Source organism: Paenibacillus sp. 1SOY10 (assembly GCF_056836745.1).
This window is the reverse complement of the sequence record NZ_JBXENK010000014.1, coordinates 49,186-71,446: the sequence shown is the minus strand read 5'-3', so window position 1 is coordinate 71,446 and position 22,261 is coordinate 49,186. Positions and strand designations below refer to the sequence as shown.

At 54.1% G+C, this 22,261-nt stretch carries 18 protein-coding genes; 16 read left to right on the top strand and 2 right to left on the bottom strand.

The genetic code is table 11. The features are described 5' to 3' along the window. The first annotated feature begins 116 nt into the window (after positions 1-116). From AC1VOR_RS21540 to AC1VOR_RS21475, 14 genes are all read left to right on the top strand, one after another. Positions 117-1,391 (top strand): glycosyl hydrolase family 28-related protein, encoded by a 1,275-nt coding sequence (locus AC1VOR_RS21540; RefSeq protein WP_482620938.1) that lies wholly within the window; start codon positions 117-119, stop codon positions 1,389-1,391. A gap of 509 nt (positions 1,392-1,900) precedes the next feature. After that, entirely contained in the window at positions 1,901-2,920 is a 1,020-nt protein-coding gene (locus tag AC1VOR_RS21535) for a polysaccharide deacetylase family protein (RefSeq protein WP_482620937.1), read from the top strand. A gap of 12 nt (positions 2,921-2,932) precedes the next feature. Then, positions 2,933-3,613 (top strand): YveK family protein, encoded by a 681-nt coding sequence (locus AC1VOR_RS21530; protein ID WP_482620936.1) that lies wholly within the window; start codon positions 2,933-2,935, stop codon positions 3,611-3,613. Then, on the top strand, positions 3,610-4,629 hold the full coding sequence (locus AC1VOR_RS21525) for a Gfo/Idh/MocA family protein (RefSeq protein ID WP_482620935.1): 1,020 nt from the start codon (positions 3,610-3,612) through the stop codon (positions 4,627-4,629). Before AC1VOR_RS21530 ends, AC1VOR_RS21525 begins: the two co-directional genes overlap by 4 nt. Before the next feature lie 79 nt (positions 4,630-4,708). After that, entirely contained in the window at positions 4,709-6,064 is a 1,356-nt protein-coding gene (locus AC1VOR_RS21520) for a nucleotide sugar dehydrogenase (RefSeq protein ID WP_482620934.1), read from the top strand. A gap of 50 nt (positions 6,065-6,114) precedes the next feature. Next, on the top strand, positions 6,115-6,705 hold the full coding sequence (locus AC1VOR_RS21515; RefSeq protein WP_482620933.1) for an acyltransferase: 591 nt from the start codon (positions 6,115-6,117) through the stop codon (positions 6,703-6,705). Positions 6,706-6,707: 2 nt separating this feature from the next. Next, positions 6,708-7,811, top strand: coding sequence for a DegT/DnrJ/EryC1/StrS family aminotransferase (locus AC1VOR_RS21510; protein WP_482620953.1), 1,104 nt, complete (start codon positions 6,708-6,710; stop codon positions 7,809-7,811). 3 nt (positions 7,812-7,814) lie between these two features. Then, positions 7,815-9,245 carry a lipopolysaccharide biosynthesis protein gene (locus AC1VOR_RS21505; RefSeq protein WP_482620932.1) on the top strand — a complete coding sequence of 477 codons (1,431 nt, stop codon included), beginning with the start codon at positions 7,815-7,817 and terminating at the stop codon, positions 9,243-9,245. After that, a complete protein-coding gene (locus AC1VOR_RS21500; RefSeq protein ID WP_482620931.1) occupies positions 9,239-10,699 on the top strand; it encodes a polysaccharide deacetylase family protein in 1,461 nt (486 codons plus the stop codon). Before AC1VOR_RS21505 ends, AC1VOR_RS21500 begins: the two co-directional genes overlap by 7 nt. Continuing rightward, positions 10,696-11,934, top strand: a complete 1,239-nt coding sequence (locus tag AC1VOR_RS21495; protein ID WP_482620930.1) for a glycosyltransferase — start codon at positions 10,696-10,698, stop codon at positions 11,932-11,934. The genes AC1VOR_RS21500 and AC1VOR_RS21495 overlap by 4 nt, the downstream gene beginning before the upstream one ends. Continuing rightward, positions 11,934-13,217 (top strand): O-antigen ligase family protein, encoded by a 1,284-nt coding sequence (locus AC1VOR_RS21490; protein WP_482620929.1) that lies wholly within the window; start codon positions 11,934-11,936, stop codon positions 13,215-13,217. The genes AC1VOR_RS21495 and AC1VOR_RS21490 overlap by 1 nt, the downstream gene beginning before the upstream one ends. Further along, on the top strand, positions 13,186-14,367 hold the full coding sequence (locus AC1VOR_RS21485) for a glycosyltransferase (protein WP_482620928.1): 1,182 nt from the start codon (positions 13,186-13,188) through the stop codon (positions 14,365-14,367). The genes AC1VOR_RS21490 and AC1VOR_RS21485 overlap by 32 nt, the downstream gene beginning before the upstream one ends. Continuing rightward, positions 14,364-15,596, top strand: coding sequence for a glycosyltransferase family 4 protein (locus AC1VOR_RS21480; protein ID WP_482620926.1), 1,233 nt, complete (start codon positions 14,364-14,366; stop codon positions 15,594-15,596). The genes AC1VOR_RS21485 and AC1VOR_RS21480 overlap by 4 nt, the downstream gene beginning before the upstream one ends. Next, a complete protein-coding gene (locus AC1VOR_RS21475; RefSeq protein ID WP_482620924.1) occupies positions 15,574-17,058 on the top strand; it encodes a sugar transferase in 1,485 nt (494 codons plus the stop codon). The genes AC1VOR_RS21480 and AC1VOR_RS21475 overlap by 23 nt, the downstream gene beginning before the upstream one ends. Positions 17,059-17,072: 14 nt before the next feature. On the opposite strand, the gene AC1VOR_RS21470 is transcribed toward AC1VOR_RS21475, so the two are convergent. Both AC1VOR_RS21470 and AC1VOR_RS21465 read right to left on the bottom strand, forming a co-directional pair. After that, positions 17,073-18,320 (bottom strand): right-handed parallel beta-helix repeat-containing protein, encoded by a 1,248-nt coding sequence (locus AC1VOR_RS21470; protein ID WP_482620923.1) that lies wholly within the window; start codon positions 18,318-18,320, stop codon positions 17,073-17,075. Further along, a complete protein-coding gene (locus tag AC1VOR_RS21465) occupies positions 18,313-19,389 on the bottom strand; it encodes an LCP family protein (protein WP_482620922.1) in 1,077 nt (358 codons plus the stop codon). Before AC1VOR_RS21465 ends, AC1VOR_RS21470 begins: the two co-directional genes overlap by 8 nt. Positions 19,390-19,575: 186 nt before the next feature. Between AC1VOR_RS21465 and AC1VOR_RS21460 the strand changes: the two genes are divergently transcribed. Together AC1VOR_RS21460 and AC1VOR_RS21455 are read left to right on the top strand one after the other, a co-directional pair. Continuing rightward, a complete protein-coding gene (locus AC1VOR_RS21460) occupies positions 19,576-20,559 on the top strand; it encodes an NAD-dependent epimerase/dehydratase family protein (RefSeq protein ID WP_482620921.1) in 984 nt (327 codons plus the stop codon). Positions 20,560-20,719: 160 nt separating this feature from the next. Beyond that, positions 20,720-22,225: a hypothetical protein gene (locus tag AC1VOR_RS21455; protein ID WP_482620920.1), complete on the top strand. Its 1,506-nt coding sequence runs from the start codon at positions 20,720-20,722 to the stop codon at positions 22,223-22,225. Positions 22,226-22,261 lie beyond the last annotated feature (36 nt).

Below are 22,261 nucleotides of genomic sequence, written 5' to 3'. Positions count from 1 at the left end.
GTGTGCAGCCGCAAATGGCTAAGTGGTATAGATGCCGCTTCCCCTGCTAGGACTTGCTCATTTACTATAAGGAGAGAAGAAAAGTCTCTCTTATTCATAATGAAGGAGGGATGAAGATGATTGACGTTATGAAGCTGGGGGCACGCGGTAATGGAACGGCCGATGATACGGCTGCCATTCAGAAAGCCTTAAATCAGGCAGCGCAAAGCGGAGACACGGTTTATTTTCCCGCCGGGGTGTACCGGGTCAATCCTGCCAAGACGCTCACCGTTGGTGGACGTACCCAGATCAAGGGGAGTGGACGTGCTTCGGTGATTCGGGCGGCGGACGTGGGCTTTGGCTGGGAAATGGTACGGGTGACCGGAAGTGATGTTGCTATGAGCGATATCGTTCTTGACGGGGGACGGCGGGTTAATCGGGTATTGACCTTGACTAGTGGTATTGCTCGCGTGTCGGTAAATGGGCTGGTTGTCCAGGGGGCGAGTCATAGCACGGACAGCAAAAGCGCCTATTATGGAGGTGTCGTCTCGGGGATTATTGTGCTAGGCGACAGTGAAGCCATTAACATCGTGAATACGGAGGTCCATGACATTGTAGCTCAAAACCCTTCACCTGCCGGTTTGGTTGCGCGGGGAATATACCTTACCACCACTTGGGGCAGTAAGGAGTCGGCACCAAGAAGGGTCACAATCTCCAATTGTTATATCCATCATATCGGACCCGCTAACGATGGCGATGGCCTCTATTATGAGGACCCTGCTATGGAAGAGAACCGCGCCATCAAATTGGACAGTGTCATTGCGGACAACCGGTTTGATTACTGTGCCAAGCGTGCGATCAAGATTTTTGCCAGAGGTCTGATGGTACGCGGGAATACCATTAATAATCCGTATTTGAATAATAATTATTATAGTGGAGCTGAACGTGGGAAGCAGGCTCCCGATATGTATTCCGCCATCAGTATTTATGGGGGAGATTGTATCGTAGAGGGGAACCGGATTACCGGGAGCGGTAGCTTCTACGCAGCCATCGAAGTGGGGGCTGGAACGACGCTGGATCACATTACAATTCAGGACAATACGATTGCGATGGGAGCAAAAAGTACTACAAAGGGCACGACTGCGATTCGGCTCGGGAGTATCCACGATTTTCAGATTGCCGGGAATACGATTCAGGGCGGGGAGCGAGGGGTCTGGACTTGGCAAAGTGCGGAGGAAGGCCGAATTGAGAGGAATGTCATTCGCGTTCCCAAGGGGATCGGGATTGACTTGACGACCTATCTACGTGGATATGTCCAACGCGACATCCTTTGCAAGGATAATGACATCAAGACGGCAGCCTCCAAAATCAAGACTTCGTCCTCTACCAACGTAAATGTGAAGCTACAATAGAAGACGGCACGGAAAGTGTAAGTTCCGTCGAGAAACTTGGCTTGCTATAAGGCGGTTATTTAACTTTAACGGGAAATCCTCCAGCTAATATTGATCTTTTCGGAAATTCCAAGCAACTAGCCTGGAATTCCTCCATATAATTTTGCCCACATCACCCGAAATGGTCTCAAAATGCGAATTTATAGGGAGCTTTTCCAGTTAAGTATCTAAATTCAGATTATTTGCGCAAATTAGCGGGAGGATTTCCCGATCGTCTGCCCAGAACCTCTATAATAAGCACATTTTCGCATCTGACTCTTTGCATAAGCTCCAACTTAATATTTATCAGAAGTGCGGTGAAAGAGCGGCCTTATGGTCGTTTTTTCACCGCACTTCTTTTTTGGATTGGGCTGAAAATCTAGTGAAAAGTCGCTGCAGTTCGGTCTAAAACGGACAGGCTGCGAATATAAACACAATATAGCAAATGTTGTGATAGACGATAGAACCGATTACCGGGAAGGGAACATGATATGCCGGAAATGAAGGGAACCCTTGTCATCTCGCTGGATTTTGAATTGTACTGGGGGCTTCGCGATCTGTATAGCCTGGAGGCATACGAAGCAAAGTGGTTGCAAGAAAGGGAGACCATTCCTCACCTACTAGATTTGTTTCAGCAGGCGGGCGTCCATGCGACCTGGGCTACGGTAGGATTATTGTTTTTTGAGCACCGCACAGAGCTGTTGTCCGGTCTGCCCGAGCTTCGTCCAACCTATATAGACCGCCACTTGTCACCCTATGAGGATATGAATGAGAGATTCAGGGTACCCGGAGAGCAGGAAGCTCAGGCTCCCCACAGCTACGCTCTTTCGCTGATCAGGCAAATCTGCGCGACGCCGGGGCAAACCGTGGGTTCACATACCTTCTCACACTACTACTGCTGTGAACCCGGACAGACCAGGGAGCAATTTTATAGCGATTTGCAGGCGGCCCAGCAAGTAGCTGAACAACGGGGAATCATGCTCCGTAGTCTGGTGCTGCCGCGCAACCAATGGCAACCAAGTTACATGGAGCAAATAGGGGAGCTTGGCTTCCTCAGCTATCGAGGTAACCCCAAGCACCCACTGTACAGGCAAGGATATTCGACGAGCGATTCGGCTTGGCGCAGAGTGCTTCGCCTGGCAGACAGTTATTTCAACCTGACGGGGCACCATACCTATGATTTTGAAACTCTCGACTCTACCGTTCCGGTTAATTTGCCGGCCAGCTTTTTCTTCCGTACGTCACCGGGTCTGCTACGCTCGCTTGAGCCACTGCGGCTGCAGCGAATCAAGCAGAGCATGACCCATGCGGCAAGGCAAGGCGAGGTGTATCATCTCTGGCTGCATCCCTACAATGCCGTGGGATCAGGGCTTAAGTCGCTAGAAGAGCTGGTGCGCCACTACTTGCGACTATCTGCTGAGTATGGGATGACCAGCTTGAACATGGAGGAGTTAGCCGACCTTGTATTGACAAGAAGCGAGTCTGATTGGCTGAAGGATATCAATAAATGAGGTGAACTAGGCGTGGATATGGAATTTCTATGGCGGTCGGTCAGAGGACATCCGCTAGCTTTCTGGCTTGTGGTGACAGGGTGTATTGGCCTGGCGGTGCTAATCAATGAGGTGATGCCACCTTCCTATCGGGCCAATGTCAGCTTGGTGGCTAATATAACCTCCAATCCGGAATCGAGCACATACAACGAGTTCCTGGCCAGCCAGATGCTGACCAAGACCTATGAGGATGCTATCCAGAGCCGGTCTATCGCGATGCAGGTGAGGAGCCAGGTGGGTACCTCGGATACGGTGATGCAATTATTGGAGAAAATCAAGGTCCGTACAGACCCGGGGACGCTGGTCATTATGCTGTCTTATACCGGGCATGATGCCAAGGAAGCGGTGACCATTGCCAACGCCTTCGCTGAGACATTCATATCCAAGTCGCGGGAAATTGTGACTAGTGCCAATGTGTCGATTCTGGACCGTGCCAGTCTGGAAGAGACGTCGATTCCTGTAAGTCCACGCAAGGCACTTAATATTGCCTTCGCCGCCTTTACCGGGCTATTTGCAGCATTAAGTGTATCGCTGGCACTGGAGCGGCGGAAGGGACGCAAGAAGCTGCGTCGGCATCTGCCAGATCATGATCCGGAGCTTGGAGATGTATTGCTTCGCATTGAACAGAAACACAAAGGAGGTTCAGCATCATGATTCATTTCGCTATTGTGGGCTGCGGTCATATCGCGGCCAAGCATATTGATGCTATTGAACGAACGAAGGGCGCCCGTCTTGCAGCGCTATGTGACCCTGATCCAGCGAAGCTGGCGGCCTGGAGCGAAGCTGGGGAGGTCTCGTTGTACGCCGACTTCAGCACGCTGCTCGCACAGGAGCCCCAGGTGGATGCCATCTGCATCTGTGCTCCAAGCGGCCTGCATGTGCCGCTGGCGCTGGAGGCTATTCGCGCGGGCAAGCATGTGGTGCTGGAGAAGCCGGTGACGCTGGATCTTGCCGAAGCCAAGCTGCTCCGGCAAGCCTTGGATCAAAGCGGCCTGCGGGCCACCGTCGTCCATCCCAATCGTTACCGCCCGGCGGTCCGCGAGTTGAAGGCAGCGCTGGAGCAGCAGCGATTTGGCAAGCTCAGCCATATTAATGTGACGGTTCGCTGGAATCGAAGCGACGAGTATTATAACCAGGCAGCTTGGCGGGGAACAAGGGAGATGGACGGCGGGGTGCTGCTTAATCAGGCCATCCACGGCCTAGATTTGTTGCAATGGTTGTTTGGACCGGTGGAAGAGGTCAAATCATTGGTGGCTACGCGTCTTAAGCCGATTGAAGCGGAGGATGTCGCCATTGCCGCGTTAAGGCTGGAGAGTGGAGCACTTGGTGTAATCGAAGCAGCAACGACGGTGTACGGCCACAATCTGGAGGAGACGATATCGGTCTTCGGCGAGGATGGATATGCGGTCATTGGGGGCAAAACGGCCAACTGGATTAAGCATTGGGTATGCGCCTCCATGTCTCGGGAAGAGACGGAGGCCTTGACTCGCAAAGTCGAAGCCGATCCGTTCGGCATTCCCGGGCATCAGTGCATCATCGCTGATTTTGTACAGGCCATAGAAGCCGGACGAGACCCGGAAATTACACTGGAGGATGGCATCCGGGCGGTCAAGCTGGCTTTGGACATGACCGGCGGGAGCAGCGACGAGCTGGCAGGATCACTGGGGTGAGTGACTAAAAGTGCTCTTCGAACAGCTTCGTCCTGGGAAGCCGATTATTGAATAACCTCTAAAAGGGGAGAGATATAGGATGGCAGGAATAAGAGGCGGACTTATCAATCAAGAGATTAACGGCGGCGAGCAGGCTGTGCTGCTGCGCAAGCTGGAAGATAAAACGGCGGTAATCGGGGTCATTGGTCTGGGTTACGTGGGTTTACCGCTGGCGGTCGAGAAAGCCAAGGCGGGGTATCAGGTCATCGGTTTTGATATTCAGAGCCACAAGATCGAATTGGTTAATCGCGGCCATAACTACATAGGTGATGTGGTGGACGAGGATTTACGCAGCATTATAGAGCAAGGGCGTTTGCAGGCAACCGCAGATTATCGTTTCTTAAGCGAGGTGGACGCGGTGGCCATCTGTGTACCTACACCGCTGGATATTTATCAGCAGCCGGACACCAGCTATGTGGAGAGCTCCGCCCGGGAAGTGGCCCGCTTCCTGCATCCAGGCATGTTAGTAGTGCTGGAGAGCACGACCTATCCCGGTACGACGGAGGAATTGATCCGCCCTATTTTGGAGGAAACGGGTCTGCGCTGCGGGGTGGATTTCTTCCTGGCTTATTCGCCGGAAAGAGTGGACCCAGGCAACAAAACCTATAACACCAAAAACACACCGAAGGTCATCGGTGGGGTGACGGAAGCCTGCTCGCTTGTGGCCAGGACGTTGTATCAGCAAGTGCTGAACGGGGAGGTTCATGTGGTGTCCAGCCCGGCCGTGGCGGAGATGGAGAAGATTTACGAGAATACCTTTCGCCATATCAATATTGCGCTGGCCAATGAAATGGCTATCCTGTGTAGCCGCATGGGCATCAATGTATGGGAGGTTATCGACGCTGCGAAGTCCAAACCCTACGGGTTTATGGCCTTTTATCCCGGTCCGGGATTGGGTGGGCATTGTATACCGGTTGACCCCTTCTATCTGACCTGGAAGGCACGGGAATACGGTTATCATACGCGTCTCATTGAATTGGCGGGGGAAATTAATAATGGAATGCCAGAATTTGTTGTACAGAAGATCGCGCATATTTTGAATGGGGAAGCCAAGGCCCTGCGGGGCTCTGTCGTGCATCTGCTGGGCGTGGCCTACAAGAAGGATATTGATGATTACCGGGAATCTCCGGTGTTGAAGATGATTACGCTGCTGGAGGAGCAGGGAGCTACAGTACGAATTAGCGATACCCACATCCAGGAGTTCAAGCATCGGGGCATCCGGTACGTCTGCGAGGCAGTAACCGAGCAGCGGCTTTCCGCAGCGGATGTGGTTGTCATTACGACGGATCATACTGGCTTCGATTATGAGTTAATCGCAAGGACTTGCCGTAGCTTGCTGGACACCCGCAATGCCATGAAGGATGTGGGCAAGCCGGAACGTTATTACTTGCTCTAGAAGTGCGGTGAATAAGTTGCCTGGACAACATTAAGACGGAGGTAGATGGAATGAGCGAATTTATACACGAGACGGCCATCATTGACCCGGGCGCTCAGCTCGGAGAAGGAACAAGGGTCTGGCATTTTTCCCATGTCTCTTCAACGTCGGTCATCGGTGCAAGGTGCAGCCTGGGGCAAAACGTATATGTAGCCGACCGTGTCCGAATCGGCAACGGTGTGAAGATTCAGAACAATGTGTCTGTGTATGAGGGAGTGACTCTGGAGGATGACGTATTTTGCGGGCCCAGCATTGTCTTTACCAATGTCAGGACGCCAAGATCAGCATTTCCACGGGCAAGCCGTGAAGATTACCTCGAGACAAGGGTCAAACGGGGCGCCTCCATCGGGGCCAATGCCACGGTGGTATGCGGCGTAACTATTGGAGAGTGGGCCATGATTGCTGCCGGATCGGTCGTGACCCGGGATGTCCAGCCTTACGCGCTCATTGCTGGGGTACCCGGAAGACGAATCGGCTGGGCGTGTCGTTGTGGAGCCAGATTGGGATTTAGTGGCGGAGACGCAAAATGCAGTGAATGCGGCCGGGCATACCGCCTGGAGCGGGATGCCGTCACTCTTAAAGGGGAAGGTGATGCTAAGTGAAGATGACACAAATTCCTTTACTGGATATACGTCAGGAGGTTGCTGAATTGAAGCCTCAGCTTATGCGGGCTATTGAGGAGGTGTTAGACGGAGGGACCTTTATCATGGGAGCACAGGTGAAGCAATTAGAAGCCGAGCTTGCCGCCTACCTGGGAACCAAACATGCCATCACGCTCAATTCGGGGACAGACGCTCTGGTGATTGGCTTGCTGGCGGCTGGAATTGGCCCCGGAGATGAAGTCATTACCACGCCGTTCACCTTCTTTGCCACAGCCGAGGCGATCAGTCGTGTAGGGGCGACTCCGGTGTTTGCCGATGTTGATCCACTGACGTACAACCTGGATTTGGACGCTGTGGAAGCAGCGCTGACTCCGCAGACGAAAGCAGTCATTCCGGTGCATCTGTTCGGGCGACCGCTTGATATGGACAGACTGATGAACCTGGCTGAGCAGCACGGTTTGATCGTCATTGAAGATACGGCGCAAGCTTTTGGAGCCGAGGTAAATGGCAAGAAGGCAGGCACAATTGGACATATCGGTTGCTACTCCTTCTTTCCGTCCAAGAACCTGGGTGCTTATGGAGATGGAGGGCTGCTGACCACGGATGATCCGAAGCTGGCCGAAGCAGCCGCCATGCTGCGAACCCATGGCTCGAAGCGCAAGTATTATAACGAAACCATGGGCTTCAATTCGCGACTGGATGAGTTGCAGGCGGCCATTTTGCGGGTGAAGCTCCCCAGGATTGATGTGCAAAATGAGGAACGTAGACGGGTGGCTGCCCGTTATGATGAACTGCTTGGCGACATTCCGGGTCTTATGCTGCCAGGAGAGGTACCCTCATCGGCCCAGCAGGTATTCCACCAATATACGGTGCGGGTGCTACATGGACGCAGGGATGAGCTGCAAGCCGCGCTAGCTGCTTCGGGCATCAGTACGATGGTGTACTATCCGGTGCCCGTCCATCGGCTGCCTGTTTATGCAGATGGACATCCAGTCCTGCCGCTGGCCGAACATTTAGCGCAAGAGGTATTGTCCCTGCCGATCTGGCCGCAGATGGATGAAGAGGTACAAAACCTAGTTGCGCAGCAAATCCGAAATTGGATGTGAAATATGCCGAAGAAAGCTTCCGTAACCCTCCTTCTCCGCTCTATGTACAGCCGTGCCGGACAACTCCGGGAGCTGCTGCGGCCCGCGAATCTGTCTGCTCTCTGGCACAAGCTCAGGAATAATGCATTTCTGCGCAATGTCTTCGTGCTGGCCGGAGGAACAATTATTAGCCAAATTATTGTACTCGCCACCTTGCCGATTTTGACCAGATTGTATTCCCCAACCGAGTACGGCACCTACTCCATGTATCTTTCCATCATCGGCATTCTGCTTATGGTCATCTCCTTCTCCTACGAGAACGCCATCACTCTGCCGGAAGATGATCATACTGCCTCCAGCGTATTGTCCTTGTCGCTTCGTATCTGCATCGGAGTCAGCGTTGCCAGCGGGATTGGCATTCATATTCTGGAGGACCCGTTGTCCTCCTGGCTGCATGAGTCTTATTTGACGCACTACTATATGTTCTTCATCGTCAGTCTGTTTGGGGCCGGATTCTATCAAATCCTGAATTTCTGGTCCATTCGCAAAAAGTATTTCAAGCAACTGGCGCGCACGAAGTACACACAGAGCCTGAGCCAGATCTCCTCGCAGATTGGACTGAGCTTGTTCCATTTAGGTCCGCTTGGCTTGATCATCGGAGACATTGTAGGCCGATTTGGGGGATTGCTGCCGCAATGGCGGTTATGGCGGCGAGATGTTAAACGCCAGGACATCGCTTCGGATTGGACAGATTTGAAGGAGACGGCCTACCGCTATCGGCGGTTCCCCATTCTCTCGATGTCGGCGGGGCTGCTGAACAGTGTCGGCCTGTATGTACCAACGATTCTGCTAGCCTCGTTCTACGGCCCACAGGTTGCGGGTTGGTTTGCCTTATGCCAGCGAATCCTTGGTTCTCCAATGACGTTGATCATGACCTCGGTACGTAGCGTGTATTTGGCCGAATCGGCTGATCATATGATCCATAATCCCAGTCGTCTGTACCCTTTATTCCGAAAGACGGTACGGAATGTCTTCCTGCTCGGCGCCGTGGCCATTTTGTTGATTGTCGCGGTGGGGCCCTATATGTTCTCGTTCCTGTTCGGGGAGGAGTGGGCTAGATCAGGCAGCTTTATTCGCTTGCTGTCGGTCATGTATCTAAGTCAGTTTGTGGCCAACTCCGTTGGCTCTACCATCGATGTGATGGAGAGACAGGACTTGCACTTATACCGTGAAATCATCCGTACCTTGCTCATTTTGGGCTCGCTTTATCTGGCCTGGCGGACGAATCAGTCTGCTGATCAGGCGATTGGATGGTTCAGTGCTGCTTCTACGCTAGGGTATGCCCTGCATTTGGGATTATCGTGGCATTCTGTACGGAAATACAAGGTGAAGGCAGATGGGGGAATGGCGGAAGGAGAATCACTACCCAGCAAGGAGCGGGATAACGAATGCTGATTGTACATGCGCCTCCCACGCGGAGCGCGGAAAGAGAATATATCTGCCGGGTATTGCTCGGCGAATTCCTTGGTCTGGATTATCGAATCGTGTACGAAAGAGACAGGAAAAATGAGGTCCTGCTTGTTCTGGATCAGGCGAGTCCTTCCCCGGCAGGGCCACGCCCCGGACTACGTATGCCGGATGTTCTGCTTAGCATTCCGCAGGAACGTTGGCTAAAGCCAGCTTCGTTGCCGGTGTTGCCGCTGGACCGCTTTGTGCTACCAGGCGGCGACTTTGCTGCCGCGGACGAGGAGTTGCCCGTTATTTATGGCCGAAAGACGGCTTCCGGGAGCTATATGGAGTGGCAGGATGACAACCTTTATTTGGGGCTGGACGTGTTTGGCAGCAGCCTGTTCATGCTAACCAGATACGAGGAGGTGGTTCAGGGGGAGCGGAAATTCGACCGTCACGGCCGGTTCCCGGCCAGGAACTCCCTGGCCTGGCGAGAATCGTTCCTGCACCTGCCTGTCGTCAACGCTTATGTGGAGTGCTTGTGGGAGCTGTTGACCCGCTTAGGGCCAGGGCTGGTGCGTAAGAAACGGGAGCCCACCGTTCGTCTCAGTCATGATGTCGATTTTCCCTTCTATGTGTATGGCCGCAGCCGGATCAGCATGTTCCGGGAGGTGGCCATGGACTTGGTTCGTCGCAAAGATACGGAAGCCGCGCGGCACAAGGGGGCCATGCTGCTACATCCCGAGCGTTTGGATCAGGACCCTTACAATACGTTTGCATGGCTGATGGATTTGAGCGAACAGGCCGGTCTGCGGAGTGCATTTTATTTTATTGCCAAGGATAGGTATTCGCCCTCAGGGATTGACGGTAACTACACGGTGAATGATCCCGCTATAGGGCAACTGCTGCGGGATATTCATGCACGGGGTCATGAAATTGGGCTTCATCCCGGTTATCGGACTTTTCTGAATCCGGCGCTGATTCGCAAGCAATTTGAAAGGTTGCAGGAGGTGGCCGCGGCCCATGGGGTTCATTCCACAAGCTTTGGAGGGAGACAGCACTACTTGCGCTGGCGGGCCCCGGAAACCTGGCAGTTCTGGGAGGATGCGGGTCTGAACTATGACAGTACGGTGGGTTACGCCGAGCATACCGGATTCCGCGCAGGGGTGTGTTACGAATACCCGGTGTTCAATTTGAAGACTCGCCGGGAGTTAGCTCTGCGGGAGCGGCCACTCATTGCGATGGATCAGACGCTGCTGCACCCGGAGTATATGGGGCTGACGCCAGACCAGGCTTACGAAGCACTGTACCGATTATACAGGCAGTGTCGGAAATACAACGGCGAATTCACGCTGCTATGGCATAATAGCCAATTGCTAAAGAGCTCTCATCGGGCCTTATACCATAAATTGCTGGTGGAACTGCTGAAGCCGGATTTCGGCAAGGGGGAAAAGGAATGAAGATCGCCTACCTAATCCATTGGAACGAGGGGCCGGAGAGCGGGGTATTCAAGAAAGTGATAGCTCAGGCTTCTGCCTGGCGATTGCTGGGACATGAGGTATCCTTATTCCTGTTCAGCCGAAAGACGGCAAACTCATGGGCCGTGGCGGAGACCACTGGCATTTCCGTAGTGTGCGAGACGTATTCAGGACGCTGGGGCCGAATGGCCCGATTCAAGACATTGTTAGAGCGGCTTCGTTCCTGGGAACCGGATGTCATTTATCATCGCTTTGATCTATATTATGCCAAGCTGCCCTCCTTGCTAAGAGAGATTCCCTCTGTCCTGGAGATTAACACCAACGATGTGGCTGAGCTGGCACTGGAACGTCGTGGTATGGGCTTGCTGCGTTTTGCCTATCATCGACTGACGCGCGGCTGGGTGCTTCGGGCAGCCGGTGGTCTTGTCTTCGTCAGTCGTGAGCTGGCGGAGGCCAAGGTGTTTCGGCGTTACGCCAGAAACGCAATAGTGATTGGTAATGGCATTGAACTGGCGCAGTTTGCTCAGCGGACTGGTGGACCTTGTGAGCAGAGCGTTGATTCGGAAGTGTCCGGGCAATTTCAAGAGAGAGTAAATCCGGGAGAGGTGGGAACCGGGTTAGCTGCTCTGGAGGAGAAGACCATTACGGATACGGTGGATGCAGGCGGTTCGTTTGCTCCCGTGCGACTGGTATTTATCGGTTCCCCCGGGCAGCCTTGGCAGGGATTGGACGAGATTGCCCGGTGGGCAAGGATGAAACCTGAATGGCGGTTCGATATCATCGGCCCAGGGAAGGACGAACTGGATCGACTCGAAAAGGAGCGCCCTGTTAATCTGATCTTCCACGGCGTCCTCACCCGCTCAGCGTATCAACCACTGCTGGATCAGGCCGATCTGGCCATCGGTACGATGGCCCTGTACGAGAAAGGTATGGAAGAGGCCTCACCGCTTAAGGTGCGAGAATATCTAGCCAACGGCTTGCCGGTTATTTCCGCCTATAAGGAGACGGATTTTCCTCAGCCCGTGCCTTTCATACTGGAGCTGCCCAATGAGCCAGGCAGTACCGTTGTTCATCTGAAGGAGATCGAGCAATTCGCTGCGAGATGGAAGGGGAAGCGCGTGGCGCGGACGCTGGTGCAGCACTTGGATACAACGGTCAAGGAGGCGGTCAGAGTGGCCTACATGGAGCGCATCATTGAGGAGAGAGGGGAGGGCTAATGCCGGATATCAGCTTGCTGTGGCTGGCTCTGTTGGGTGGAGCGATCACTGTGTTCCTCCTCCAGTGCTTGTTGACCTTGAATATGAAGATAGATAGCGCCTGGATATTCTCCTTTTGCCTATATTTCGATTTGTTTGGTTATTTCAGCAAGCTGGTGCTTCCCGGACCTTCCTTGTTCGTCTTGCTTGCCGTTCCGCTTCTGCCTGTTGCGCTAGCCTTGCTGCTTCATCCGGAATTGCTGCGAGAGATATTCGTTAATCAGGGTGTTTGGCTGTGGGGGGTGTTCCTTGCTTATATGCTGGTTACGCTGCTGTGGGCACCTGCAGATTCAGGCGGACTGATGAAGGAATTTCTGCTGGTCGCTCGCGGTATCGTTCCGGCCATTTATATGTACATTTTATATCTGAAGGACCGTCAGTTCTCCTGGAGTGTCGTTGCCTGGGTGGGCCTCGCCTATGCCTTGGGGCATTTGCTGCTTGGCGTATATTCGGCAGAGTATCCTGGTCGGCTCACCTTGCCGGGGAGCAATCCTATCTTCAATGCCCGTGCTTCGTTGATTACCGCTACAATTTGCCTGTGGGCGGGGAAAATTCCGCTTCCTCTAAGACTGTTGACATTGGGGACGGCTCTGGCTTCAGCTCTGGCCACAGAGTCTCGTGGCCCGCTGGTCGCTTTCCTGGTCGCTAATGGCTTTTACTTATGTTTCTCGCTAATTCGCAAATATCAAGAGAAAAAGCTGGGTCATCTGTCCAAATGGACGGTTCCACTATTGTTCCTGCTGCTGGCGACAGGCGGGACAGCTACGTTCTATGCGGAGCCGCTAAGCGATTGGGTGGAGAGCAGTCGGTTCATGGTGCTGTTCGACCGCAATCAGTTGCAGGGCGACGATAATTACATCGGGCGGATGGACTTGCAAACGAAGGCGATGGAGAAGCTGGAGGCTTCGCCCTTCTTAGGGGCAGGCCTTGGCAGTGTGACCCCGCCGCTGGCGCGGGACTTCCCGCATAATCTGGCACTGGAGATCGGGGCTGAGGGTGGTTTTCTGGGCTTCGCTCTATGGACGCTGGCCGTCCTATTCTCCTTGCTTGCAGCCTTACGGCAAGCTCCGGTGCTAGCCATTTTGCTGGTGCAGGCTATCGCTTATGCCATGGCGAGTGGAGACTTTGGTTATAACTTTGAGTACGTAATGATCGCCTTTGCCGCGTTAATGTTGCTTCCGGCAAGGCGTAGGGAAAGGGTGGCCGCAAGACATGAATATCTTGTTTGTCATTACCGGGTTTGACCATGCCGGGGCGGAAAATCAGGTGCTGGAGCTTTGCCGGGAGCTGCGGGCCAGGCAGTGTCGCGTCCGTCTGGTAACGATGATTCCACCGACGGCCTATTTGCAGGAGCTTGGAGAACTGGGCGTAGCGGTTCACAGCTTAGGGATGTCCAAGGGGATTCCCGATCCCCGGGCCCTCCTTCGATTAGCTCGCCTGATTCGCGCCGAGCGGCCTGATGTGGTGCATAGCCATCTGGTACATGCCAACCTTCTTGCCCGAGTGACCAGGCTGTTCGTGCGTATACCGGTATTAATCTGCACGGCACACAATATCCGCGAAGGCGGACAGGTGCGGGAATGGCTGTACCGACTCACCGATCCACTCTGTGATGTATTGACCAATGTCAGCCGCGAGGCGGTGCATTCCTATACGGAACGTCGAATCGCGCCAGCCCGCAAAATTCGCCTGATGGAGAACGGCATTGATCTTGGCCGCTTCTCCGGGGTAGAGCCGGGGGAACGGGAGGCTCTGCGCGCGGAGTTGGGGGTGCCGGATGTGGCAGGGGGTGACACCTTTGTCTGGCTGGCGGTAGGCCGTCTGGTTCCAGCGAAGGATTATCCGCTGATGTTGCGGGCCTTCGCGGCTGCCAGGAGCCAAGGCTTCCCGGCAAGCCAGTTGTGGATTGCCGGGATTGGCCCGGAGCGGGAGCGGGTGGAGCAGGAGGTGGCTGCATTGGGGCTGGCAGATAGCGTAGTGTTCCTGGGAATCAGGCAGGATATCCCCAGCCTGATGACTTCCGCCGATGGCTACGTCATGTCCTCCCGCTGGGAGGGGTTGCCGATTGTGCTGCTAGAGGCTTGCGCCGCCCGGCTGCCCATCGTGGCTACGGCGGTGGGCGGCAATGCCGAAGTAGTGCTGGACGGCAAAAACGGCTACGTCGTGCCCCCCATGGAGGAAGCATTGCTTGCGGCAGCCATGGAGCGGCTGATGACAGAGCCTGTAGAGAAGCGGCGGGAACTGGGACAATGCGGACGTGAGCATGTGGAAGCTCATTACGCCATGTCACGGGTGGCTGAGCGATGGGTTGCCCTGTACGAGCAGCTATCTGGCTGTAAGATGGCCGGAGAGAAGGCGAGGTACTACAACGGAAAGGAGGTGTCCGAAGGATGAACCGAAAAGCAGCGTATATCGCCACCGTCTATTCCCATCTGGCGGCGTTCCATCTCCCCTTCATGGCGGATTTACGCCAGGATGGAATTGAGGTCCACGTCTACGCGGCGCCAGATCACTGCCGCGAGGAAGTGGTGGCGGCTGGCTTTGACTGCCGTGACCTTCCCTTCAGCCGCCACCCGCTAGCTCCCGGCAACTGGCGAGCGCTGGGGCAACTCATTCGCTGGCTGCGGCAGGAGCCTTATGAATTTGTTCATGTACATACTCCCAATGCCGCGGTGATTGTGCGCCTGGCCGTCTGGCTGGCCGGTTGGTTCAGACCCGCGGGGGCTAAGCGGATTCAGTTGGTATATACGGCCCATGGGTTCCATTTCTATCGCGGTGCGCCTTGGCGTAACTGGCTGTTCTATCTGCTGGAGCGGGGGCTGGCCCGGTTGACCGATGTATTGATTACGATTAATCGGGAGGATGAACAGCGGGCGCAGTCTTTTCCGGTTCGAGGGCATGTGGCCTATATCTCCGGCGTGGGCGTGGAGATGAAGCGATATGCCTCTCCCCAGGCAGATGAAGCTGACCGCTATCGTCAGGAGCTTAACTTGGCCCCGGAGGATTTTGTGATTTTGTGTATGGCCGAATTCAATGGGAACAAAAATCAGGGCCAGTTGCTGGCGGCGGTCCGCGAGCTTCGACGAAGCGGAGTTCCCGCTCTACTGCTGCTGGCGGGAACCGGCCGTAGTGAAGCGTCCTATCGCAAGCTGGCCGCCGAATATGGCTTAACGCGGGCGGTCCGCTTGCTGGGATTCCGCCGCGATATCCCCCGGCTGCTGCATGCAGCCGACGTAGTGGCCTTGCTGTCGCGGCGCGAGGGACTGCCGAAGGCGCTGCTGGAGGGGATGGCTGCTGGCAAGCCATTGGTAGCGACCGATGTGCGAGGCAGTCGCGATCTGGTAGCTCCTGGACGGAACGGATACCTTGTTCCATTCGGAGATGTGTCTGCTACGGCTGCTGCGTTTGCCCGATTGCATCAAGATCCGCTACTACGGCGCCGGATGGGAGAGTACAGCCGCAAGCTCGCGGCGCTCTATGATCTTAGCGAGATACGTGGGGAGCTCGCCGCTATTTATGCCAGGCTGCTGGACTCAGCGGATCGACCTCAGCAGGACGCGTTAATTCAGGGCATGAATCATCAAGGAGAGGAGGAACAGTATGATCAGGTTATTTCGCAATAAACGAGCCAAGCTGCTGTTGCTGTTGCTCGATGGCCTACTCATTTATGATAGCTATGGCTTGGCGAAGCTGGTATTGGCTCCGAGCGAACAATCGCTATGGGCGGCGGATAGCTCGGGCTACGGACTGATCTGGGGGATGCTCTGGATGACTCTCTTTACGGTGACGACGTACTATTTTTACAACTTATATGATCTGGCAGGGCGCCGGAAGCCGGCACAAATGCTGTGGAATTTGTTGCTGGCCCATTTGTTCATTGGTGCAGAGTTCATTGTGCTCAGCTATCTCATGGGAGGCATGGTGATGCCCTCTTACGTTCTACTGGCGGGTTTTGCCGTTCAGTTGGGATTGTCGTTCAGCCTGCGGCTCCTGGTGTTCCTCATCCAGCGTCAGGGATTTGGCCGCAAAAGAACGATTGCTGTTGTTGGCCGAACACCTGGTGGCCATGGGGAGTTGACACTGAGCAGCCTGATGCGTAAGGGTGAGCCTTGGTTCCTCATTGAACGCATTGTTCGAGAGGATGAACTTCAGGGGACGCTACGCGAGGAGGAATGGAGTGGCATGGAGGCCCTGCTCCTTGGACCGGGATTGTCCGTGCAGAGGAAGGAGCAGTGGTCGGCAATAGCTGGAGAGCGCAATATGGAAGTCGTGATTATTCCAGACTTCTATGAGCTGTACATGGCCGATGCGGAGCCCCAGCAGCTTGATGATCTATTGGTATATTCGCTGTTACCGCCCAGGTTATCGTTGCCGGAACGCTGCTCCAAGCGTTTGTTCGATCTGGTTGTCTCCAGCCTGTTACTGCTGCTGGCATCTCCTGTGCTGCTGGTCCTGTTCCTGGTGATCCCACTGTCGTCGCGAGGCAAGGCGCTGTATGTTCAGGAGCGAATTGGCTTCAAGGAGCAGCCGTTCCGGCTGTTCAAATTCCGTAGTATGGTGGAAGGGGCGGAGGATGCCACGGGACCGGTGCTGGCGGGACGCGGGGATGCGCGGATTACGCCGCTGGGTCAATTCATACGGGCTACGCGTCTGGATGAGCTACCTCAGTTGTTCAATGTGCTGCTTGGACATATGAGCCTGGTAGGCCCTCGGCCGGAGCGGGCTTTCTTCATCTCCCGCTTCAAGGAGGAGCTGCCACACTATGGCTATCGACTTATGGTCAAGCCCGGGCTGACGGGTTACGCTCAAGTCATGGCGGGTTATGCTACCACGCCGTCTGATAAGCTGCGTTATGATTTAATGTACATCAAGCAATATTCGTTGCTGCTAGACATGAAAATTTTGTTCCAAACCGTTAGGGTCATGCTCCAGCGGCAACAAGCCGAAGGTGTAGAGACAGCTAGTCCGGTGGAAGAGAAGGCAGAGAATCTAATCACGGAAAGCAATGCAGGCGTTGCTGGACTTGAGGTGAATGCGGAGACTCTCGAAGCTGTGCCGGAAATGAGAGCGGTGAAGATGATGTGAAGGGGAATTTCCCCTTATGGTTGATCGAGATATCCCTTTGCCCCGGCACGAATAGCTTTACGTGCTTCTTCTGATAGCCGGATGGCGGTTTCGGTTCCGCTAATCCGGTTACCTTCTATGCGAAATTCACGTACCGCGCCAAGTCGAATCCCGCTGGTATTACGCACAGGCTTGGGTTCACTGCCACCGCTATAAATGGTGTTGTCCGTGATAACGATGCCACTCAAATATCCGCTGCTTACGCCAATATCGGCTTCTATCGCGTTATAATAGCTGCCTGCTCCACTGATCAGGTTATCCGTAACTGTTACTTTATCCGCATAGATGGAAATGGCGGCATACATATCCTGTGGTAAAGGCTCATCCTGCGGAGTTATATATCGGTTGTTGCCTTGATACGTATTGTAAATCCGGTTACCCTGCACCTCTACTCCAGGCGTGGCGATTTTGATGCCCCGTTTGGCGACATGGTGAATGATATTCCCGGCAATAACCGATTGCGATAAGGGAGAAGCCACCGGGGCTTTATCGAAAAAGATACCATCGGCATCCTCTCGGGGTGTGATATGGGTAATGCGGTTGTTCAGAATATGGACACGGCGAGCTATCGTCTGTCCTGGCTCACTCCAGACCATAATTCCTCGGGCTACAGGGGTTCCCGAGCGGGCGGAAATCCTCGTAATCTCGGAATTCTGAATGAGGATATCTGTGGTATCGCCATAAATCATAATTCCAGCAACGACGGTGGAATGCAGAGGGTCCCGTTGGTTCGCGGGCTGGCCAAGCTGCCGAATTTGACTGTTCGTGATTCGTACATCCGAGGAACCGGTATGAATGCCTATACCTCGATTGAGGCGATTTCCGCCATCCACGGTAACCCCCTCTACCCGAATCCCCCGCCCATGAATGGACATGCCCTCGAAGCCATGTCCGGCTCCTGCGCTCTCCCGGAATAAGAGGATGGGCTGGCCGTCCCCACGCAGGGTAACACCGCTGGCGAGCGGAAGAGGCTTGCTCACCTCAAGCAGGTAAGTGCCCGGCGGTACGATGATGGTCGCGCCGCGCCGGGTAGTAGCTCGCTCTAACACCCGCTGAAAAGCACGGGTGTCATTAGTGATGCCGTCGCCCTTGGCGCCGGCTTCTTTGACGTTGTAGACGGGCGGGGGGAGCAGGAGAGAAGCGGCTAACAGCAGCAAGCCTGACCCGATCGTCAGAGGGAGCCCCCACCTGATGATTTGACGCAGAGTCGTGAATTTACTCATATGAACTGGCTCCCAGCACTTTTTCGGCTATTTCATCCCAAGCCTCCATATCAGGAAGCCAGTAATACAGCTCGGTCTGGACGAGTGGGTCATAAGCTCTCCCACTACGGCCAGGGAACTGCACATATTCCATCTCATCTGTATCCGTCTGGCTCGCAAGCCAGGCCAGGCTGAGGATGTCGGCATCGGTAAGATTGGTGTCGAGAATATCCTCTTTGACCTGGGCCAGAAGCGTAGGAAGCTGTCGCAGGTTAGCAGGTGTAAGTATTTTTTTGGCCATGGCCTTGAGCACCTGCACTTGATTCTGCTGCCGGGCATGGTCACCGTCCTCCAGTGATTTGCGCTCGCGTACGAATTGGAGCGCAGTCGTCCCATCCCAGTGCTGTGGTCCTTTGGGCAATGTCTTGTGATAGTAGGTTAGCTTGACGGGAGCGTCCAGGTTCATGTCCAACCCCCCGATGGTATTGACGAAATGCTCAAAGCCTTCAAAGTTCGTTTTGACATAGTAGTTAATCGTACACCGGCAGAGATTGCTTACCGCCTGAATGGCCGATTCGCTCCCTGCGTGGCTGTTCTTGTCTTTATTTTCCGCAAGAGCGTGAGCGTGATTGATTTTGGTCCATCCGATATTGGGCAAATGCACCCGGGTATCGCGAGGGATGGAAATCAGCTTAATGCCGTTATGGTCTGTATCGACATGAACGAGAATTAAGACGTCGGTACGCGAGGCTTCCCCCGCTCTGGCATCCGTAGCCAGCAGCAACAGGTTAAAGCTGCCCTTGGCAGAGTCAGGGTCTGTGGACAGCCACGGAGGTCCGTTCTTGGTTTTCTCGGTGCTACTAAGGCTTGCGGAACTTTGAGAGGAAGGCGGAACCCTCTGACCTCCAGCCTGGTCCTGTTGTGAGTCACTGGGCAGCTTGACAGGCTGTGGGGTAGCGAGTACGGGAAGCGCGGTGCTCTGGAAATGTCGCGACGGCTCATATTTCAACCCGGCCCAGAGCAAACCTCCCGCTAGAACGAGCAGTAAACAGACCGGAAGCGCAATCTTTTTAACTGTTTTTATTTTCATAGGTTCATTCGTCTCCATCCTGGAAATAGGAATAGTGCAGCCTAGCTATTTCATAGAATTATATTAAAGTCCGGCCTTTTTTATTCGCCCGATGGGCATTGAAATAGTATATTCTCATCCAAGCTTACATATGGTGTTGAAGCGGCAGTTAACGCCATTATATTGGGGAATGGGAGAGTCGGAAGGATGAAGGTGCTAGTTACAGGGGGAGCCGGGTTCATTGGTGGTGAAACGGTAAAGCGGCTCAGGGAGCAAAATGAGCAGGTGGTCATCGTAGATCATGGGAATGTGCGGGCAGGAAGTCACCAACCGGAAGGGGAGCAGGCAGTAGCCTATTATGCTGTGGATGTTGCCTCCAAAGAGTTGGAGGATGTTTTTGCACAGGAGCGTCCGGATCGGGTCATTCATCTGGCGGCACAGACCAGCGTTCGGCGTTCTATAAATCGCCCGCTTGAGGATGCTCAGACGAATATTATGGGGACAGTAAATGTGCTTGAGCAATGTGTCCGTTACGGAGTGCAAAAGTTTGTATTTGCTTCCTCGGCTGCTGTCTATGGCAATCCGGTGCATCTCCCAATCGCCGAGTCGCATGCAGCGGAGCCATTATCTTTTTATGGAATGTCCAAATGGGTAGGTGAAAAATACATACAGGCATTCGGTGAACGTTATGGGCTGGGCTATACGATTTTGCGATACGCCAATGTCTATGGCATTCGGGAGCGCCGGACGGGGGAAGACGGAGTGCTAACGGCCTTTGTGGAGCGGCTGCTGGCTGGACTGCCTTTGGATATTTTCGGAGATGGCAAACAGACACGTGATTTTATTTATGTAAAAGATGTAGCAGATGCGACGGTACATGCGCTGAGGAAGGATCAGAACCAGGTCATGAATATTGGCAGCGGCAAGGGGACCTCGCTCCTGGAAGTGGTGGAATTGCTCAAGGAGCTTTCGGGGCGTCAGTTGCAGCCACAGTTTCATCCGGTCTCGTCAGGAGATATCGGGCATAGCGTGCTGGATAGCGGCAAAGTCCGTGATGTGCTGTGGTGGGAGCCAAGGTATACGTTGTACGAGGGCCTTCGGGAAATGGTAGAGTTCGAAATGGAGGCTCGCAAAAATCCCCTATTGGTGGAACGCTCGGGTTATAGCGAAGCATCTACTTCGGTAATTTAACCTATATTTATGATCCCTGTGTCCTTAACAAAGGCACGGGGATTTTTTGTGCCAGATACGTGCTTGGCCGGACGATATGGTATGATCGAAGCAGATCATTGATGTACATACGCACAATGTAAATAAGGTTGAATTCACAATAGACGAGGGAGGGGACAAGGTGACGCTCGATCAGGAGAAGGAAACAAGCCGGGAATCGGGGCTTCAAGCGGATCATCATATAAATCAAAAGGGTGTGGCCTATCTGCGGCAGTCCGTTCGCTTATGGCTGTCCTGCCTGATGGAGCATGCTTTGCTCCTTCCGGTTTGGATTTTGTTCGTCGTTTATGCTTGGCCCGAAGCGCTATCCTTCGTCTGGCTGGGAGGGTTGTTGCTCCTGTCACTGGCTGGAACGCTGCTGTCCTTTCGCTTGCGCAAGTTATGGCAGCGAGGGGCTGTGGCTATATGCCTGGGGATGGGATATGCGTCATTGCCGTTAATTCTGCTGCCTCGTCTGGGATTGTCCGGCAGCGATATTATGGCGGAGCCTGCCCGAGTCTTTGTTATAGTTCAAGCCGCTGCCTTCCTTGTGGCTGGCGTTGTGTGTACCCTGCAAGGGCTGACTGCTGTAGCCCGCGAGGGGCAATACCGTCTCTACTGGGCGGCAATTACGATATACTTTATCGCAGGAGTGGTGTTTCCCAGGGTCCCCTTACTTCGTGATAGTGTTTCATTGTTGACTTGGGCCGGGGTTGCTTGCGTGGCAGCAGCATTATTCGTAACGAATCACCAGCATTTGCGCTATAATCTGGATTCCACTGGCTCCCATGAGCGATTGCCTGCTGGATTGAAGCGGCATAACCGGCTGTTCGTGACGGCTATTATAGTAGCTTCGCTCTTGCTGGCTGCTGGAGTGGGGCGCTGGATCGGAGGCGTCTTATGGGGATTGCTTCGTGGTCTGCTGCAATGGCTGACTCGCTCGCCAGCTCCTGAGCCGATTCTACCGGAAGAGCCACCCGCGCTGCCGTCTCCACCGCCGTTGCTGCCAGCAGAGGTGCAGGAGCCTGGTCTGTTAGCCAAATTGCTGAACATCGTTTTTTATATTTTTGGCGGTTTGGTCATTGCGGCTCTGCTGGTTGTGGCTGTATATTGGCTGTACCGTCATGGGGGAAACATCTGGCGTAAGGGTATTGCCAGGCTGTTGTCCTTGCTTCGCCGGGAGTCACCACCTGGCTCACAGGAGGTGTACCGGGACGAGGAGAAAAGTATTTTTAGCTGGGAAGACACGCTGCAAGGCTGGCGTCAGGCGGCTTCGCGTTTGTTTGGTGTCAGGGGTACAGCCACGGAACGTTGGGAAGAGATGCAAGATAGCCGGGAGCGGGCACGTTATTTATATCGCCAGTTCTTGCGCAAAGAACGGGAACAGGGGTATAGCTTGAAAGCGGAGTTGACTCCAAGGGAAACCGTAGAGGATATTCGTAGCGAGCAGGAACGGCAGGTGGGGTCGCGAAAAGCTTCTGGACGTAGAGGAAAAGGAAATGCGGACTCTAAAAGTGGGCCCTTGGACCGCGAACAAGCCAAAGGAGATTCCGTAATTCAGCGGTTGCTTAGGCTTTATTATCCGGCCCGTTATGGTGACAAGCTCATAAGCGAAGAGGAACTGGCAGAACTGCACCGCCGCCTATAAATAGTAAACAAAGCGAGCTTGCCAGAGTGAAAACCT

Bases quoted from the DNA above. Each gene is read 5' to 3' on its own strand.
- AC1VOR_RS21540 (WP_482620938.1), top strand. From the start codon at position 117: ATGATTGACGTTATGAAGCTGGGGGCACGCGGTAATGGAACGGCCGAT.
- AC1VOR_RS21535 (WP_482620937.1), top strand. From the start codon at position 1,901: ATGCCGGAAATGAAGGGAACCCTTGTCATCTCGCTGGATTTTGAATTG.
- AC1VOR_RS21525 (WP_482620935.1), top strand. From the start codon at position 3,610: ATGATTCATTTCGCTATTGTGGGCTGCGGTCATATCGCGGCCAAGCAT.
- AC1VOR_RS21520 (WP_482620934.1), top strand. From the start codon at position 4,709: ATGGCAGGAATAAGAGGCGGACTTATCAATCAAGAGATTAACGGCGGC.
- AC1VOR_RS21515 (WP_482620933.1), top strand. From the start codon at position 6,115: ATGAGCGAATTTATACACGAGACGGCCATCATTGACCCGGGCGCTCAG.
- AC1VOR_RS21510 (WP_482620953.1), top strand. From the start codon at position 6,708: ATGACACAAATTCCTTTACTGGATATACGTCAGGAGGTTGCTGAATTG.
- AC1VOR_RS21505 (WP_482620932.1), top strand. From the start codon at position 7,815: ATGCCGAAGAAAGCTTCCGTAACCCTCCTTCTCCGCTCTATGTACAGC.
- AC1VOR_RS21500 (WP_482620931.1), top strand. From the start codon at position 9,239: ATGCTGATTGTACATGCGCCTCCCACGCGGAGCGCGGAAAGAGAATAT.
- AC1VOR_RS21495 (WP_482620930.1), top strand. From the start codon at position 10,696: ATGAAGATCGCCTACCTAATCCATTGGAACGAGGGGCCGGAGAGCGGG.
- AC1VOR_RS21490 (WP_482620929.1), top strand. From the start codon at position 11,934: ATGCCGGATATCAGCTTGCTGTGGCTGGCTCTGTTGGGTGGAGCGATC.
- AC1VOR_RS21485 (WP_482620928.1), top strand. From the start codon at position 13,186: ATGAATATCTTGTTTGTCATTACCGGGTTTGACCATGCCGGGGCGGAA.
- AC1VOR_RS21480 (WP_482620926.1), top strand. From the start codon at position 14,364: ATGAACCGAAAAGCAGCGTATATCGCCACCGTCTATTCCCATCTGGCG.
- AC1VOR_RS21475 (WP_482620924.1), top strand. From the start codon at position 15,574: ATGATCAGGTTATTTCGCAATAAACGAGCCAAGCTGCTGTTGCTGTTG.
- AC1VOR_RS21470 (WP_482620923.1), bottom strand. From the start codon at position 18,320: ATGAGTAAATTCACGACTCTGCGTCAAATCATCAGGTGGGGGCTCCCT.
- AC1VOR_RS21465 (WP_482620922.1), bottom strand. From the start codon at position 19,389: ATGAAAATAAAAACAGTTAAAAAGATTGCGCTTCCGGTCTGTTTACTG.
- AC1VOR_RS21460 (WP_482620921.1), top strand. From the start codon at position 19,576: ATGAAGGTGCTAGTTACAGGGGGAGCCGGGTTCATTGGTGGTGAAACG.